The following is a 16,710-nucleotide window of genomic DNA, read 5'->3' on the forward strand; positions in this document are numbered from 1 at the left end:
GCCCGAGCCGCCCCCGCCATGACTACGCCGCCCAGCCGCCACCCCGCCGCGCCCGCACCGGGCCCGCGCTGGGCCGAGCCGATCCGCAAGCGGCTCGTGGCCGGCATCACGCACCTCACGGCGGGCGGCGGCGGCCCGTCGCTCGATCTCTCTTCACCGCCTGGCGACCCGGGGTTGTTCGGCCCCGATGCCATCTGCTGGCGCGTGCATGCCGACTTCACGTCGATGATGACGGGCGGCATCGCCGCGCTGCTGCTGCAGGCGCTGCATCCGCTCGCGCTCGCGGGTGTCTGGGATCACTCGTCGTTTCGCACCGACATCCTCGGTCGCCTGCGGCGCACCGCCACGTTCATCACGGGTACGACGTTCGGCAGCCGCGCGGACGCCCTCGCGCTGATCGAGCGCGTGAAATCGATCCATGCGCGCATCTCGGGCACCGCGCCCGACGGCCGGCCGTACCGCGCCGACGATCCGGCGTTGCTGACCTGGGTACATGTCGCGGAAGTGTCGAGCTTCCTCGCCGCGCATCTGCGCTACGTGAATCCGTCGTTGCCGGGCGAGCTGCAGGACCGCTACTACGCCGAAACGGCCTTGATCGCCGAGCTTCTCGGCGCGCAAGGGGTGCCGCGTTCGCGCGCCGAGGTCGCCGCCTATCTCGCGCGCATGCAGCCGGAACTCGAGGCCGGGCCACACACCTTCGACGTGATGGACATCCTGCTGAATGCGCCGGTCGCCACGCCCGTGCTGCGGCCGGCCGCGTCGCTGATGATGCATGCGGGCATCGACCTGCTGCCGCCCTGGGCGCAGCGCCTGCTCGGCGTGTCGACGTTCGCGCCGCTGCGACGCGCGGTGGTCCGGCCCGGCGTGCGGGCCGTCGCCCCCGTGCTGCGCTGGGCGCTCGTCAACGGCGCGTCGAAACGCGCCCGCCGTCGCGCGACCGCGCCGCCGCCCGACGGCACCTCGTCCGCCTGACGATCCGGCTTCTTCCGATCATTTCAATTTGCTGTCACGTCGACGCGGATGGTCGCGGCAACGGACCCGGTGATCGACGGCAAGACGGGCGCCGACCTCGGGCGCGCCGATGCGATCAACGGCGGGAAGAAATACAGCAAGGGGGGAATTCGACAAGCTGCGCCAGCCGGTCACGGCCGACAAACCGGGCAAGATCGCGTATGCGCTCGACTACAAGACCCGCCACGGGTTGCCGCAGTAAGCGGCACGCGGCGACAGACGCCCCGACCGGCGATGTGCCGTGCGGGGCCCGCAGACTCAGAGCACCTTGCGGTACCCGTCGTCGTCGCTCGCCGCTTCCAGATGCGACACGTCGGCCCACTGCACGACCTGCGCGCGGCCATCCACGTAATCGACGACGTTGATGCTCGTGTTGAGCAGCGGGTAAGTGCGCGGCGCCGACAGCTCGATTCCGTTCGCAAAACGGTACACGCAGTCGAGCACGCCGCCGTGCGCGACGCACGCGATGCGGCCGCCCGGATGCGCGGCGACGATCGGTTCGAGCGCGTGCAGCACACGATGATAGAGCTCGCGCTGCGACTCGCCGCCTTCCGGCGCGAAACCGGGGTCGCGCGTCTGCCAGGCCGCGTACGCGTCCGGGAACAGCGTCTCGATCTCGGTGCTGTCGTGCCCCTGGAACGCGCCGTACGAGCGTTCGCGCAACCCTTCGCGCAACTGCAGCGGCAGGCCGAGCGCATCGGCAAAGGGCCGGGCGGTCTGTTGCGCACGCATCAGGTCGCTCGAATACACGGCATCGATCCGCGCGCCGTCGCGCGCCTCCCGTTCGAGCCGGGCCGCCAGCCGCTGCGCCTGCGCGAGCCCCGTATCGGCCAGCGGGATGTCGATATGACCCTGGATGCGCTTGATGCGGTTCCAGGCCGTCTCGCCATGGCGGATGAAAAGAATCTGCGTGGTGGCCATCGCGGCGCGTCTCCGGGAAAGAATCAGGGCCGCACTTGCAGCCAGAACGTCACGGGGCCGTCGTTGACGAGCGACACCTGCATGTCGGCGCCGAACTCGCCCGTCTCGACCACCGGATGGCGCGCCCGCGCAGCTGCGACGAAATAGTCGAACAGCCGCGCGCCTTCGTCGGGCGGCGCGGCCGGCGTGAAGCTCGGACGCAGCCCGCTGTTGGTATCGGCCGCCAGCGTGAACTGCGACACGAGCAGCAGGCCGCCGGCGCGGCCCTCGCCGTCGATGTTCGACACCGGCAGGTTCATCTTGCCGGCTGCGTCGCTGAACACGCGGTAGCCGAGCAGCTTCGCGAGCAGCTTGTCGGCGGCAGCCTCGGTATCGCCGCGTTCCGCGCAGACCAGCGCGAGCAGGCCCGCGCCGATCTCGCCGGTCGTGCGCTCGCCGACGCGCACGTCGGCGCGCTTCACGCGCTGGATCAGCGCGATCATGCGGTCAGCGTGACGCGCGCGAAGCGGCGCTTGCCGACCTGGACGACGAACTCGCCGGCCTCGACCTTCAGGCCCTTGTCCGAGACCGTCGCACCGTCGATCTTCACGCCGCCCTGCTCGATGTTGCGCAGCGCTTCGCTCGTCGACGGCACGAGGCCGGCCTGCTTCAGCAACTGGCCGATCGCCAGCGGCGCACCGGCGAGCGTGACCGACGGAATGTCGTCCGGCACGCCGCCCTTCGCGCGGTGGTTGAAGTCCTCCAGCGCACGTTCGGCGTCGGGCTGCGAGTGGAACCGCGCGACGATTTCCTGCGCGAGCAGCACCTTGAAGTCGCGCGGGTTGCGGCCGCCTTCGGCCTCGCGCTTGAAGCCGGCGATCTCGTCGAGGCTGCGGAACGACAGCAGCTCGAAGTAACGCCACATCAGCGTGTCCGAGATGCTCATCAGCTTGCCGAACATGTCGGTCGGTTTCTCGCTGATGCCGACGTAGTTGCCCTTCGACTTCGACATCTTCTCGACGCCGTCGAGGCCTTCGAGCAGCGGCATCGTCAGGATGCACTGCTGTTCCTGGCCGTACTGCTTCTGCAGTTCGCGGCCGACCAGCAGGTTGAACTTCTGGTCGGTGCCGCCGAGCTCGAGGTCGGCGTTCAGCGCGACCGAGTCGTAGCCCTGCATCAGCGGGTACAGGAATTCGTGGATCGAGATCGGCACGCCGCCCTGGAAGCGCTTCGTGAAGTCCTCGCGCTCGAGGATCCGCGCGACGGTATAGCGCGACGCCAGCTTGATCATCCCGTCCGCGCCGAGCGGCATCGACCATTCGCTGTTGTAGCGGATCTCGGTCTTGTCGCGATCGAGCACGAGTGCGGCCTGCTCGAAGTAGGTCTTCGCGTTCGATTCGATCTGCTCGCGCGTGAGCGGCGGGCGCGTCGCATTGCGGCCCGACGGATCGCCGATCAGCGACGTGAAATCGCCGATCAGGAAGATCACCGTGTGGCCGAGGTCCTGCAGCTGACGCATCTTGTTCAGCACGACCGTGTGGCCGATGTGGATGTCGGGCGCGGTCGGGTCGAGGCCGAGCTTGATGCGAAGCGGCGTGTTCGTGGCCGCGCTGCGCGCGAGCTTCTGCGCGAACTCTTCCTCGATCAGCAGCTCGTCGACGCCGCGCTTCGTGACGGCGAGCGCATGCCGGACTTCGTCGGTGATCGGGAAAACAGGCTTGGAACTGGGTTCGGTGCTCATCGGTGCCAGGAAGAATGTCGCAAAAACAGGGATTTTCCCATAACTTGCGCGCGCATCGCTTAACGGCGCGTCAGGTTGCGCGGATAATCGGGCGCAAGGCGCGCGGCACCGGCCCGCGCCGCACGATCCAGGAGAACCCAACGTGCCGCAACGACAGCCGCAAAACGCCCATCCGGCCGACGGCATCTACTTCGGGCTGATGTCGGGAACCAGCATGGACGGCGTCGACGGCGTCGCCGTGCGTTTCGAGACCGGCCGTGCACCGGTCGTGCTCGCGGAAGCGTTCGTCGGCTTCGCGCAATCGCTGCGCGACGCGCTGTTCGCGCTGCAGCAGCCCGGCGACGACGAGATCGACCGCGAATCGCTCGCGGCGAACGCGCTCGTCACGCGCTATGCGGTGTGCTGCCACGAATTGCAGCGTACGGCCGGGTTGTCGCGCGACGAGATCCGCGCGATCGGCGTGCACGGCCAGACGGTGCGTCATCGTCCCGAACGCGGCTATACGCGGCAGCTCAACAACCCGGCGCTGCTCGCCGAACTGACCCAGGTCGACGTCATTGCCGATTTCCGCAGCCGCGACGTCGCCGCGGGCGGCCACGGCGCGCCGCTCGCGCCGGCGTTCCATGCGACGGTGTTCGGCGCGCCGGGCGAAACGCGCGTCGTCTGCAATCTCGGCGGAATCAGCAACATCACGATCCTGCCCGGCGAAGGCGGCGACGTGCGCGGCTTCGACTGCGGCCCCGCGAACGCGCTGCTCGACGAATGGGCGACCCGCCATCTGGGCAAGCCGTACGACGACGGCGGCAAGTTCGCCGCGCGCGGCACCGTGCACGCGCCGCTGCTCGACGCGCTGCTCGACGAACCGTATTTCGCCGCACCGCCGCCGAAAAGCACCGGACGCGACCTGTTCAACCCCGCCTGGCTCGACGCGAAGCTCGCCGCATTCGCACAGGTCGTGCCAGAGGACGTACAGGCGACGCTCACCGCACTGACCGCCGTGTCGATCGCACGCGAGATCGCGAGGCACGCCTCGGGCTGCAAGGCTGTCTTCGTATGCGGCGGCGGTGCACGCAATCCGGTGCTGCTCGACGCGCTCCGGCACGCGCTGCACGAGGCCGGCGTGCCGGCGACCGTCGATACGACGGCCGCGCTCGGCGTGCCGCCGCAGCAGGTCGAGGCGCTTGCGTTCGCATGGCTCGCTTACCGTTTCACCGCGCGCCAGCCCGGCAATCTCGCGACGGTGACCGGCGCGGCCGGCAACCGCGTGCTCGGCGCGCTCTATCCGCGCTGACGCGATACGTGCCGCGCGGCAGGTGCCACCTGGCACGTGCGCATAAAAAAAACGGGGCATGAAGCCCCGTTTTTCATTCCGGCGAACCGGCGCGGATCTGGCGTGCGCTCAGACCGAGAACGACGAACCGCACCCGCAGGTGGTGGTCGCGTTCGGGTTCTTGATCACGAACTGGGCGCCGTTGAGGTCGTCCTTGTAGTCGATCTCGGCGCCGACCAGGTACTGGTAGCTCATCGAGTCGATCAGGAGCTGGACGCCGTTCTTGTTCATCACGGTGTCGTCCTCGTTGACTTCCTCGTCGAACGTGAAGCCATACTGGAAGCCGGAGCAGCCGCCACCCTGCACGAACACGCGCAGCTTCAGGTCGGGGTTGCCCTCTTCGTCGATCAGTTGCTTGACCTTGTCGGCCGCGGCGTCGGTGAAGACGAACGGCAGCGGCATATCGGTGGTCGTCGTTGCTGCGGATTCGGTAACAGCGTTCATTCGAACTCTCCAAAAAGCTTTAGCCGCTATTGTAGGGCCGATCAGAAGATCGTGCTGAAGTCCATGAAATCAATAGGTTCTTGTCGATTTCATCAAACCTGCCCGCGCGGGCTGCCGCGGCAGCGGCCTGGGCGCGGGCAAACAGGCAGGCATAAAAAAACCGCCAGCGTGAAAGCTGGCGGTTTTTTCGGCGGACGCCACCCGAAGGCGGCGCGGCCATGAAGCGGAATTAACGCTTCGAGAACTGCTTCGCGCGGCGTGCCTTGCGCAGACCGACCTTCTTACGCTCGACTTCACGCGCATCGCGCGTGACGAAGCCTGCGCTCGACAGCGACGGCTTCAGCGTCGCATCGTAGTCGATCAGTGCACGGGTGATGCCGTGACGCACTGCGCCTGCCTGACCCGTTTCGCCGCCGCCGTTGACGTTGACCTTGATGTCGAACGTCTGGCCGTGGTTCGTGAGTTCCAGCGGTTGACGCACGATCATCAGCGACGTTTCACGCGAGAAGTAGTCAGCGATGGGCTTGCCGTTGACGATGATGTCGCCCTTGCCAGCCTTGATGAAGACACGTGCGACTGCGCTCTTGCGGCGGCCCGTACCGTAGTTCCAGTTACCGATCATGTGGGTCCCCTTAGATCTCGAGCGCCTTCGGCTGTTGAGCCGAGTGCGGATGCGTCGCTTCTGCGTAGACCTTCAGCTTCTTGATCATCGCGTAGCCGAGCGGGCCCTTCGGCAGCATGCCCTTGACCGCCTTCTCGAGCGCGCGGCCCGGGAAGCGTTCTTGCATCTTGCCGAACGTCGTTTCATAGATACCGCCCGGGTAGCCCGAGTGACGGTAGTACTTCTTGTCCAGCGTCTTGTTGCCCGTGACCTTCAACTTGCTCGCGTTGACGATGATGATGAAATCACCGGTGTCGACGTGCGGGGTGAACTCAGGCTTGTGCTTGCCGCGCAGACGGCGTGCCACTTCGCTGGCAACACGGCCGAGAACCTTATCCGTCGCGTCAATCACGTACCATTCGCGCGTCACCTCATGGGCTTTTGCGGAAAACGTCTTCATGATCGATCCAAAAAAAATGCTTTGCCCGATGTGTTCGTCCTGCTTGTCTGTGTGCGCTTCAAGGCGCGGTGCAGGCTCTCCCTGTTCTTTTTCCGTGGGCATGAATGCGGAAAAGCCCTGAATTATAAAGGAAATACGGCGACGCGGTCAAAGGGAATCCACGTCCCGTGTCCGCGGCGGCCGAAATGGGCCAAAATCCGGTCGTGCCCCAACTTGCCAGGCGATCCGAGCGCCCGGGGCGGCACCCATCGACGCGCGGCACCCGACCTTGCCGCGCCAGACCGGCCGAACACGGAAAACAACAAACAAGCATGATGAAACAACGACTTACGCCCTTCTTCGCGGCCACACTGCTGGCCGCCGCGGCGCCCGCCGTCGCCGCCCACGCCAGCTGCGAAGCCAAGCTCGACGCACTCGACGCGCGCATCGCCGAAGCCCGGAGTACCCATACCGAGGATCGCGTCGCCCGCCTGCGCGCGGTGCGCGAACGCGTCCGCCACTTCTGCGCGCGCGGTCACGGCCATGCATCGGCCGCCCAAGCGCCGGCGCCTGACGCACGCTTGCGCGGCACGGCGCCCGACGCGACATCGCAGCCCGTCGCGCGGCAGCCCGCGTGACGCTGCCGGCGCGTGCAAATCGCGCGCCGATGTTTGCACGGAACGAAAAAAAGCCCGAACGGCTGGTTCGGGCTTAATCCACCTCTAGGAGGAGGGTGGAGGAGACATTCGGAGGTTGCCGCAGCGCGACAACCAATGAGGCTCATTATACGAATGCGTCGCCCGCCGCACAAGAAAATTTGCATTACGAAATTCACCACCATGATGTGAAATTTCATGGCAACGCGATCGAAAATAGAATTTCCCTTTTAAAATCAATCATCTGGTCCTGGCAGGTACGCGCAGGAATCGCCCTCGCCTAGAGCAAAACCCCTAAAAGAAGCACGGAAATTGCCGCCGGACACCCTGCCCGCACGGCGCCGGCGTTGCACGTCGTGCAGCGCATCAGCCGACCGTTGCACGGCGGGCTACAATGCCGGATCGAATCCGAATCAGGCAACGCTGGAGTGCAAGCATGGAATGCAAAGTAAGCTGGATGGGCCAGGACGGCATGGCGTTTTCCGCCGAGACCGGCAGCGGGCATCTCGTCGCGATGGACGGCGCGCCCGAGGGCGGCGGCCACAACCTCGCGCCGCGTCCGATGGAAATGGTGCTGCTCGGCACCGGTGGCTGCACGGCCTATGACGTGGTGCTGATCCTGAAGAAGAGCCGCCAGGAAGTCACCGGCTGCTCGGTCACGCTGAAGGCCGAGCGCGCGAGCGAAGATCCGAAGGTGTTCACGAAGGTGCATTTCCACTTCACCGTCACGGGCCGCAACCTGAACCCCGGCACGGTCGAGCGCGCGATCAACCTGTCGCACGACAAGTATTGCTCCGCGTCGATCATGATCGCGAAGACGGCCGAACTCACGCATTCGTTCGACATCGTCGCCGCCTGAACGCACGGCACGCGCGCATGAAAAAAGGGCCGGCGCTCCGCAAAGAGACGCCGGCCCTTTCGCATTCGAACGGCAAAGCAGGCCGATAAGCCGGATTCTGTGCACGCTGCGCGCCGAAGCGCACAACGCGTGGCAGCCATTCCTCTAGGCGCGCCATTGCTGACGCGCTCAAGCTTCCTACCCGCAGACGAGACGGGGGCCCCGTCCTGCATCCGAAAATGCGCGCCTGCCTACTTGGAATTGCTCCGGGTGGAGGTTACCGTGCCGGCGAACGTCGCCGTCGCCGCGGTGCGCTCTTACCGCACCGTTTCACCCTTACCTGATCCCGGCTTGCGCCGGGCCATCGGCGGTTTGCTTTCTGTTGCCCTGTTCCGCGTGTCGCCACGGATGGCCGTTAGCCATCACCCTGCCCTGTGGAGTCCGGACTTTCCTCGCCCCCGCCCGCCCGAAGGCGGCGAGGCCGCGACTGCCTGGCCTGCTTTGCGACGCGCATTCTAGCACTGCGCGCCGCCGTCGGCAGCATGCGCGCGGCGGCGCATCGGTCACGCCAGTTTCCAGCCGATCGTCTCGCCGCCGCGCAGCGGCACGACCGGCGTGTCGCCCGCGAAGATCTCGCGCGGCAGCTCCCACGCCTCGCGGCGCAGCGTGACCGTCTCGGCGCTGCGCGGCAGCCCGTAGAAATCGGCGCCGAAGAAGCTCGCGAACCCTTCCAGCTTGTCGAGCGCGCCGGCCGTGTCGAACGCTTCCGCGTACAGTTCGAGCGCGTGCAGTGCCGTGTAGCAGCCGGCGCAGCCGCACGCCGTTTCCTTCGCGTCGCGCGCATGCGGCGCGCTGTCGGTGCCGAGGAAGAAGCGCGGGTTGCCGGACGTCGCGGCCTCGACCAGCGCCACGCGATGCGTCTCGCGCTTCAGCACGGGCAGGCAGTAGTAATGCGGGCGAATCCCGCCGACGAACAGCGCGTTGCGGTTGTACAGCAGGTGGTGCGCGGTGATCGTCGCGCCGAGCAGGCCGGGCGCCGCGTCGGCGTCGCGCACGTAGTCGGCCGCGTCCTTCGTCGTGATGTGCTCGAACACGACCTTCAGGCCCGGGAAATCGCGGCGCAGCGGCGTCATCACGCGGTCGATGAACACCTTCTCGCGGTCGAACAGGTCGATCGACGCATCGGTCACCTCGCCGTGCACGAGCAGCGGCATGCCGGTTTCCTGCATCGCCTCGAGGGTCTTCGCGCATTTCGCGAGATCGGTGACGCCGTGGTCGGAATTCGTCGTCGCGCCGGCCGGATACAGCTTCACGCCGTGCACGAAGCCGCTTTCGCGCGCGCGGCGGATCTCGTCGGGCGGCGTGTTGTCGGTCAGGTACAGCGTCATCAGCGGTTCGAACGTCATCCCCGCCGGCAATGCGGCGAGGATGCGCTCGCGATAGGCCTGCGCCTGCGCGGTGGTCGTCACCGGCGGCTTCAGGTTCGGCATGACGATCGCGCGGCCGAACTGGCGCGCGGTGTGCGGCAGCACGGCGGCCAGCATGTCGCCGTCTCGCAGGTGCAGGTGCCAGTCGTCGGGACGGGCGAGCGAGAGCGTCGCCGGGGAGGAAGCGTTCGAGGCAGTCATAGGAGGCGTCGTGAGGAACGGGCTTGCTGTCGGCGGGGCCGGAACGCGCGTGCGCGGGCCGACTGACGGCAAACCGCAACACGGGACCTTTGGCCAGCGGAATCCGCTTTTTACCGCTCAGGGCTCGGTGATATGCTAGAAGCCGCATTGTACCGGGGTTCGCCCGGTTCGTTACCCCCCGCTTCAGCCTGCCGCCCCAAGTAAAATGTGCCAACTCTTAGGAATGAACTGCGCCGCGCCGACGGACGTCACATTCTCCTTCACCGGTTTCGCGGCCCGGGGCGGGCTGACCGATCACCATGCCGACGGCTGGGGCATCGCGTTCTTCGAAGATAAAGCCTGCCGCCTGTTCATCGATCACCAGGCATCGGCCACCTCGCCGATCGCCGAAATGGTCAAGCGCTACCCGATCAAGTCCAAGAACACGATCGCGCACATCCGCAAGGCGACGCAAGGGCACATCCTGCTCGAGAACAGCCATCCGTTCATGCGCGAGCTGTGGGGCCGGCACTGGATCTTCGCGCATAACGGCGACCTGCAGGACTACGCGCCGGACATGGACGGCAGCGTCTACCACCCGGTCGGCACGACCGACAGCGAACAGGCTTTCTGCGTGCTGATGCAGGGGCTGCGCGAGGCCTTTCCCGGTGCGCAGCCGCCGCTGCCGGAGCTGTTCGAGCGGGTTGGCGAGCTCACGCGCGGGATCACCGATCACGGCGTGTTCAACTTCCTGATGTCGAACGGCCAGGCGCTCTTCGCGCATTGCTCGACACGGCTGCACTATCTCGTGCGGCGCTGGCCGTTCTCGACCGCGCATCTCGTCGACGAAGACCTGTCGATCGACTTCGCGAAATACACGACGCCGGAAGATCGCGTCGCGGTGATCGCGACGCAGCCGCTCACCGACAACGAAGTCTGGACCGCGTTCGAGCCGGGCGAGCTGATCATGTTCCAGTGCGGCGACGTCGCCGCACGGATGCAGATCCCGGTGCCCGAACGCGTGCTCGAGAAGCTGCGCAATCCGGCGCTCGACGCATCGGCGTCCGCACCGCGCGACGCCCGCGTGGCACTCGCCACCGCCGCCGACGGCGACGCCGACGACGCGATCGACTTCTGAACGCGGTGCGGCACGTGCCGCGCCCGCCTCCTGCCTGTTTCCACCCGCTCGCGCAGACCTCGCACCAGAGGCGACAACGACCTTCGCCGGTGAAAATCACCGCGCCCCACCAGGGACGATGCATTAAGAACGCCATCCGTCACAACGAATCGACGCCATCAGAAATTCGCCTGATTTTATTAATTTACGAGCGAAAATAAAAATAAAATAAATCAAAAATCAATAACATCCGCCCAATAAATAAATTCGCGAGCGCGCGTTTTAGCGCATCCGCTTCTATCAAACCGTACGCTATCCCACCTACCTCGCCAGCCTTCCCGGATTTTCATCAGATCCTGCCGAACCATTGCCGACAAGGCCTTCGGTTCGATTAACCACACAAATCAAAAATACGACCTATTACGGTTGGCATCCTTACATTTCCCGATTTCTCGATCATCGCCTGCAGCCCGAATCAGTAGACTCCGCCCATCCCCGGTGTAACGAAACACGATTGGCGCGACACGCAGCCATAGTCGCCGCACGCCCCTTCGAATTATTTCTCCACCGCGGAATGCGAATTCGCCGAGCTGCGGCGAATGCCATTTCAAAACAAGAAAGAGAGGCTCGTCGTGAATCACTCATTTCGATCGATATGGAGCGAAGCCGCCGGCTGCTGGATCGCAGTGGCGGAAACGGCACGGGCGCGCGGCAAGCGCTCGGGCGGCGAATCGGGTGCCGGCCGTCGCGCCGCGGTGCTCGGCGCGTTGCTGGCCGTCCTGTCGGCCGGTTCCGCACACGCATCGACGTGCGGCAGCGGCGCGGCCGTCGCGAGCGGCGGCACCTGCACGACCGGCAATTTCAGCCCGACCGTCAACGACAACCTGGCCGGCGCCGCCACCGTGTCGGGCGGCGACACCGTCGGCGTATCGGGCGCATGGACCGGCGCCGGCGGCGACCCGGGCTACACGCTCGCGCCGATCGGCAGCACGACCATCGTGTCGGGCAACCCGAACCAGCCGCTGCTGTCGCTCGGCGGCAAGACCCACAGCGTCAGCACGCCCGACTCGATCACCGGCACCCGCACGTCGGTCGCGACCTACGACTCGTCCGCGTTCACCGCGTCGACGGCCGACGCGACCCAGGTGCCCGTCTACCACGACGTGAACGGCGATCAGTACGTGAACACGCGCATCGGCACCGTCGCCGCGACCGGCGGCACGCTCAACGTGTCGATCGGTAATGCGGCGAACGCGCCCGATGCGGCCGGCAACGCGATCGAAATGGCCGCGAAGCAGACCGACCTGACCTTCGCGGACGGCACGGGCGCCGCGAAAAGCACCGTCACCTGGAACTCGCGCAACCAGATCCGGTTCACCACCGGCGACTATCTTGCGGACGGTGGCGCCGTCGGCAACCGCCAGCTCGACGTGCCGGCCTACGCGGGCACCTTCACCGCGTTCGACGGCAGCACGTGGAAGGTCACCGACGCCGCATCGCTCGCCGCGTACAACGACTTTCTCGTGCGCTCGGTGCAAAGCGGCGCGCTCGGCTCGCAGGCCGCCTACGACAGCGCATTCAGCCAGGCCGTCACGTTCTCGCAGGAAAGCTTCCAGTATCGGAACACCGTGTCCGCGGGCGACAAGAACACGCTGCCGATCGATCACCTGTCGGCGCTGCACGGCACGGGCGCGAACGCGACGCTGCAGATCGGCAAGGACGGCCAGATCGACTTCCGCGGCGTCAACACGATCGACTCGAGCTCGGCCGTCCTCGCGGAAAACGGCGCGCACTTCATCAACGACGGGCGCCTGTCCGGCGACTTCACGCTGGTACGCCTGCTGAGCGGCGCAAGCGGCGTCAACAACGGCACGATCTCGTCCGGGTATGCGTCCGGAGACGGTTTCGACACCGGCGGCAGCGCGCCGCCGAACAACTTCGACTACCACGCGTACACCGAAGGCAACGGCGTATTTGCGAACGGCGCGGGCACCGCGTTCGTCAACAACGGCGTGATGAACGTCGCCGCATGGACGCTCGACGGCAACCAGCCGGCCCTGCAGAACTACGCGGTCGCCGTGACGGGCGGCGCGACGGCGTCGAACGCCGGCACGGTCAACGTCGGCGTCAACGCGACGACGCTCGACAGCCAGGTGATCGGCGGCCTCGTCGCCAGCGGCAGCTTCACGAACGAAGCCGGCGGCACGATCTACCTCGGCCGCTCGGCGCAGTACGCACCCGGCGCAACGACGAACGACGTCGCGCTCGCCGCGCACGCGTACGGCATCCTGCTCGGCGCATCGGGTACCGCGAGCAACCTCGGCACGATCGTGATCGGCTCGCAGACGCAGAACGGCGCCGCGCTGGCGAGCCTCGGCTCGACGTCCGGCACGCTGACCAATGCGGGCTCGATCGTCGTCAACGGCGCCGCGCCCGGCACGCCGCTCGCCAACGTCGGCATGCTCGCGGCCGATACGGCCGCGACCGTGACCAACACCGGCACCATCACGCTGAATGGCGTGAACGGCATCGGCATCATGGTCGTCGGGACCGGCACGCAAGGGACGACCGCGACGTCGACCGGCACGATCAACGTGGCCGGCGGCCTCGACCCGGCCTCGGGCACGCGCAACTACGGCGTGTGGGCCGAAGGACCGCGCGCCGCGGCCACGCTCGACGGTGCGCTCAAGCTGACGGGCACCGGCGCGATCGGCGTGCACGCGCGCTCGGGCGCGACGATCAACGTCGGCGCGAACGCGGTGCCGGCCTTCATGTCGGGCACGAACCAGATCGGCTTCTACGCGTACGGCGCAGGCTCGAAGATCAACGTCGCCGCGCAGCACCTCAGCGTCGACACCGACGATTCGACGCTGTTCCGCGTCGCGGGCGGTGCGGCCTACACGGGCACGTCGGCAGCCGGTACGCTGACGACCGACGTCAACGGCCAGCATGCGCATGGCGTGCTCGCGACCGACGCCGGCACGACGCTGTCGACCGGCAACGCGACCTACAACGTCAACGGCGCGAACGGCATCGCGATCGCGGTCGAGGGCGGCGCGAACGGCACGATCGACGCGGGTGCGACGATCAACCTGAACGCGGCCGGCGCGATCGCGGGCGTCGTCGACGGGCAGGCGCACGATCTCGCCGGCGCGAACGCCGGCGCGCCGGTCGCGACGTCGCTGACCAACCATGCCGCCGTGACGTCGTCGACCGCCGGCGTGACGGGCTTCGTCGCGCAGAACCTCGGCACGCTCGAGAACCGCAACACGGTGCTGCTGACCGGCGCCGGCTCGACGGGCGTCGTCGTCGGCACGCAAGGCACGGTGAACAACGCATCGACGATCCGCGTGTCCGACGGCACGGGCGCGCTCGTGCAGGGTGCATCGGCGACGCTCGCCAATGCGGGCACGGTCGAAGCCGACGACGGTATCGCGGGCGTGCGCCTGACGGGCGCAGGCGCATCGGTCGCGCTGTCGGGCGCCGGCACCGTGATCGCGAACGGCAGCGCCGACGGCGTGCTGATCGACTCGACCGTCACGGGCGGCGGCCTCGCGGCCGGCGCGACGTCGATCGCAGCCGGCGGAACGGGCAGCGGGATCCGCAACCTCGGCACGAACGCGACCATCGCGCTGGCCGGCACGCAGATCGCCACGACCGGCACCGGCACCGGCGCCGACGGCGTCACGTCGACCGGTGCCGGCGCGCACATCGCGGCCGATGCGGCAACGGTCGTCCGCACCGCCGGCGCCAACGCGCGCGGCCTGTATGTGTCAGGCGCCGACTCGACGCTCGCGGCCAACGGCACGACGGTCGCGACGACCGGTGCCGGTGCCCATGCGGTCGTCATCGACAGCGGTGCGACGGCGCTGATGTCCGGCACGACAGTCACCGCGTCGGGCAGCGCAGCCGACGGCATCGTCGCGCAGAACGGCGGGCGCATCGCCGATACGGGTTCGTCGATCGGCAGCGCGGCCGGCAACGGCGCCACCGCGAACAGCGGCGGCTTGCTCGCGTTGACCGGCACGGCACTCAAGGGCGCGACGGCCGGCGTGCTGACGTCGGACACGCTCGCGAACGGCGCGACGAATTCGGTCCTGGTCGACGGCGGCAGCGTGACGTCCGTCGCCGGGCCGGCCTTCGCCGCGCGCGGCGGCACGGCCGACATCGCGGTGCGCAACGGCACGGTCGTGACGGCCGGCAACGGCACGCTGCTGAACCTCGCGAACGGCAGCACCATGACGTTCAACGCATCGGCCGTGAACCTCGCGGGCGACATCGTTTCCGACGCATCGAGCACCGGCAACGTGTTCCTCGCGAACGGCACGACGCTGACCGGCAAGATCGATCCGGTCGCGCTGACGGTCGACGGCTCGAGCACGTGGCGCATGACGGGCAGCTCGGTCCTGAGCAGCCTGAACAACGCGGGCCTCGTCGCGTTCGCCGCACCGGTCGGTTCGCCGACGCTCACCGGCAGCTACAAGACGCTGACGACCGGCAGCTACGTCGGCAACGGCGGCACGATCGCGCTCAACACGTATCTCGGCGCCGATGCGTCGCCGACCGACCGGCTGATCGTGAACGGCGGCGCCGCGAGCGGCACGACCGGCCTGAAGATCGCGAACACGGCCGGCGCCGGCGCGCAGACGACCGGCGACGGGATTCCGGTGATCGTCACGGCCAACGGCGGCACGACCACCGCGTCGGCCTTCCATCTCGCCGGGCCCGTGCAGGCCGGCGCGTACGAATACCGGCTCTATCGCGGCGGTCAAAGCGACGCGAACGGCTGGTACCTGCGCTCGCAGCTCGACCAGACCGACCCCGGCGATCCGATCCACCCGTCCGGCGGCGGCAACAACGGGAACGGCAACGGCGGCACGCTCGCGTATCGCCCGGGTGTCGCCGGCTACGCGCTCACGCCGCTCCTGAACGCCGACTACGGCTTCTCGACGCTCGGCAAGCTGCACGAGCGCGTCGGCGACATCTACAACGTCGAGAAGCAGCAGCCCGGCAACCGCGACGGCGTATGGGGGCGCATCGGCGGCCAGAGCCTCGACGCGAACGCGGGCCGCTTCGCGGCCGACGAGCGCACGTTCTTCGCGCAATTCGGCAAGGACTGGACGCTCGACCAGGCGCCGAACGGCGCGGGCAGCACGCATGCGGGCGTGACGGCCAGCATCGGCGTGTCGAACGCGAGCTTCAGCGACATGGCGCGCGCCGACACGCAGAACCTGTCGACGTCGACCGGCTCGGTCGAGATGCACGCGCAGAGCGTCGGCGGCTACTGGACACGCTACCTGCCGGACGGCACCTACTTCGACAGCGTCGGGCAGGTCACGCACTACGGCAACCGCTATCGCGACAGCTACGGCAACGAGGCGTCGCAGAACGGCTTCGGCATCGCGCTGTCGCAGGAAGTCGGCAAGCCGTTCGCGATCGGCAGCACGCCGATCGCAATCGAGCCGCAAGCGCAGCTGATGTATCAGTACCTGAAGCTGAACGGGTTCGACGACAACGTGTCGGCCGTCTCGGGCACGACGACGAACGCGCTGCGCGGCCGCGTCGGCGTGCGCATCTTCCGGCCGAACCTCCAGTCGGATGCGGGCGGCGGCGCCGCGACGCCGTACTTCACCGCCGACGTGCTGCACGACTTCCTGTCGCCGGGCCAGACCGTCGTCGGCGGCACGCCGTTCGCGACGCATCTCGGCCGCACCTGGTACGAACTCGGTGTCGGCGTGACCGCGGGCTTCGGCAAGTCGGGCGAGCTGTACGCGAACGCGAAGATCGCGCGCAACATCGGCGGCGACTACCGGCGCGGGATCGTCGGGCAAGTGGGCTACCGGTACAGCTGGTAACGAGCGGGGGCACGCACGCCACCCGCGAGCGAAAAAAAACCGCCCGGCTGCATGCCGGGCGGTTTTTGCATGGACGCGCGCAACACGCGCGAACGCTCAGTGCAGGATCTTCGCGAGGAAGTCCTTCGCGCGTTCCGATTTCGGATTCGAGAAGAAATCGTCCTTGCGGTC

13 protein-coding genes, 1 other RNA gene and 1 pseudogene are annotated in these 16,710 nt (G+C 67.5%); 7 read left to right on the plus strand and 8 right to left on the minus strand.

The features are described from left to right. Positions 1-18: 18 nt before the first annotated feature. Together DIE03_RS09070 and DIE03_RS09075 are read left to right on the plus strand one after the other, a co-directional pair. Positions 19-972, plus strand: a complete 954-nt coding sequence (locus tag DIE03_RS09070) for an oxygenase MpaB family protein (protein ID WP_124449477.1) — start codon at positions 19-21, stop codon at positions 970-972. 39 nt (positions 973-1,011) lie between these two features. Next, a pseudogene (locus tag DIE03_RS09075) lies at positions 1,012-1,213 on the plus strand (chromosome partitioning protein ParB); the annotation flags it as partial. 56 nt (positions 1,214-1,269) lie between these two features. On the opposite strand, the gene DIE03_RS09080 reads toward DIE03_RS09075, so the two are convergent. Genes DIE03_RS09080 through tyrS form a run of 3 tightly spaced genes read right to left on the minus strand, consistent with a single transcriptional unit; the run spans position 1,270 to position 3,652 of the window. Further along, the gene (locus DIE03_RS09080) at positions 1,270-1,932 is read right to left on the minus strand and encodes a histidine phosphatase family protein (protein WP_124449479.1); all 663 of its coding nucleotides are present in this window, start codon (positions 1,930-1,932) and stop codon (positions 1,270-1,272) included. 23 nt (positions 1,933-1,955) lie between these two features. Further along, a complete protein-coding gene (gene dtd / locus DIE03_RS09085) occupies positions 1,956-2,414 on the minus strand; it encodes a D-aminoacyl-tRNA deacylase (protein WP_059834559.1) in 459 nt (152 codons plus the stop codon). Beyond that, on the minus strand, positions 2,411-3,652 hold the full coding sequence (gene tyrS, locus DIE03_RS09090; protein ID WP_124449481.1) for a tyrosine--tRNA ligase: 1,242 nt from the start codon (positions 3,650-3,652) through the stop codon (positions 2,411-2,413). The genes dtd and tyrS overlap by 4 nt, the downstream gene beginning before the upstream one ends. 142 nt (positions 3,653-3,794) lie before the next feature. On the opposite strand from tyrS, the gene DIE03_RS09095 reads away from it, so the two are divergent. Beyond that, positions 3,795-4,943, plus strand: a complete 1,149-nt coding sequence (locus DIE03_RS09095; RefSeq protein ID WP_124449483.1) for an anhydro-N-acetylmuramic acid kinase — start codon at positions 3,795-3,797, stop codon at positions 4,941-4,943. Between the two features lie 108 nt (positions 4,944-5,051). On the opposite strand, the gene erpA is transcribed toward DIE03_RS09095, so the two are convergent. The 3 genes from erpA to rplM form a co-directional block, all read right to left on the minus strand. Then, positions 5,052-5,426 (minus strand): iron-sulfur cluster insertion protein ErpA, encoded by a 375-nt coding sequence (gene erpA / locus DIE03_RS09100; RefSeq protein WP_124449485.1) that lies wholly within the window; start codon positions 5,424-5,426, stop codon positions 5,052-5,054. Positions 5,427-5,655: 229 nt separating this feature from the next. Then, entirely contained in the window at positions 5,656-6,048 is a 393-nt protein-coding gene (gene rpsI, locus DIE03_RS09105; protein WP_006476904.1) for a 30S ribosomal protein S9, read from the minus strand. 10 nt (positions 6,049-6,058) lie between these two features. After that, positions 6,059-6,487 carry a 50S ribosomal protein L13 gene (gene rplM / locus DIE03_RS09110; RefSeq protein ID WP_041490553.1) on the minus strand — a complete coding sequence of 143 codons (429 nt, stop codon included), beginning with the start codon at positions 6,485-6,487 and terminating at the stop codon, positions 6,059-6,061. A gap of 311 nt (positions 6,488-6,798) precedes the next feature. On the opposite strand from rplM, the gene DIE03_RS09115 reads away from it, so the two are divergent. Together DIE03_RS09115 and DIE03_RS09125 are read left to right on the plus strand one after the other, a co-directional pair. Beyond that, positions 6,799-7,104: a DUF1090 family protein gene (locus tag DIE03_RS09115; protein WP_124449487.1), complete on the plus strand. Its 306-nt coding sequence runs from the start codon at positions 6,799-6,801 to the stop codon at positions 7,102-7,104. A 412-nt stretch (positions 7,105-7,516) separates the two neighbouring features. Continuing rightward, entirely contained in the window at positions 7,517-7,981 is a 465-nt protein-coding gene (locus DIE03_RS09125; protein ID WP_175028623.1) for an OsmC family protein, read from the plus strand. Between the two features lie 70 nt (positions 7,982-8,051). Here the strand turns inward: DIE03_RS09125 and rnpB are convergent. Continuing rightward, positions 8,052-8,463: RNase P RNA component class A (gene rnpB, locus DIE03_RS09130), an RNA gene on the minus strand. A gap of 60 nt (positions 8,464-8,523) precedes the next feature. Next, positions 8,524-9,588, minus strand: coding sequence for a dihydroorotase (gene pyrC / locus DIE03_RS09135; RefSeq protein WP_011350953.1), 1,065 nt, complete (start codon positions 9,586-9,588; stop codon positions 8,524-8,526). Positions 9,589-9,793: 205 nt separating this feature from the next. Here pyrC and DIE03_RS09140 point away from each other — a divergent pair, with 205 nt between their 5' ends. Next, positions 9,794-10,705, plus strand: coding sequence for a class II glutamine amidotransferase (locus DIE03_RS09140; RefSeq protein WP_124449489.1), 912 nt, complete (start codon positions 9,794-9,796; stop codon positions 10,703-10,705). A 611-nt stretch (positions 10,706-11,316) separates the two neighbouring features. Beyond that, positions 11,317-16,539: an autotransporter outer membrane beta-barrel domain-containing protein gene (locus DIE03_RS09145; RefSeq protein ID WP_124449491.1), complete on the plus strand. Its 5,223-nt coding sequence runs from the start codon at positions 11,317-11,319 to the stop codon at positions 16,537-16,539. Positions 16,540-16,710: the final 171 nt, after the last annotated feature.

The organism is Burkholderia sp. Bp8992 (assembly GCF_003853705.1).
GTDB lineage: Bacteria > Pseudomonadota > Gammaproteobacteria > Burkholderiales > Burkholderiaceae > Burkholderia.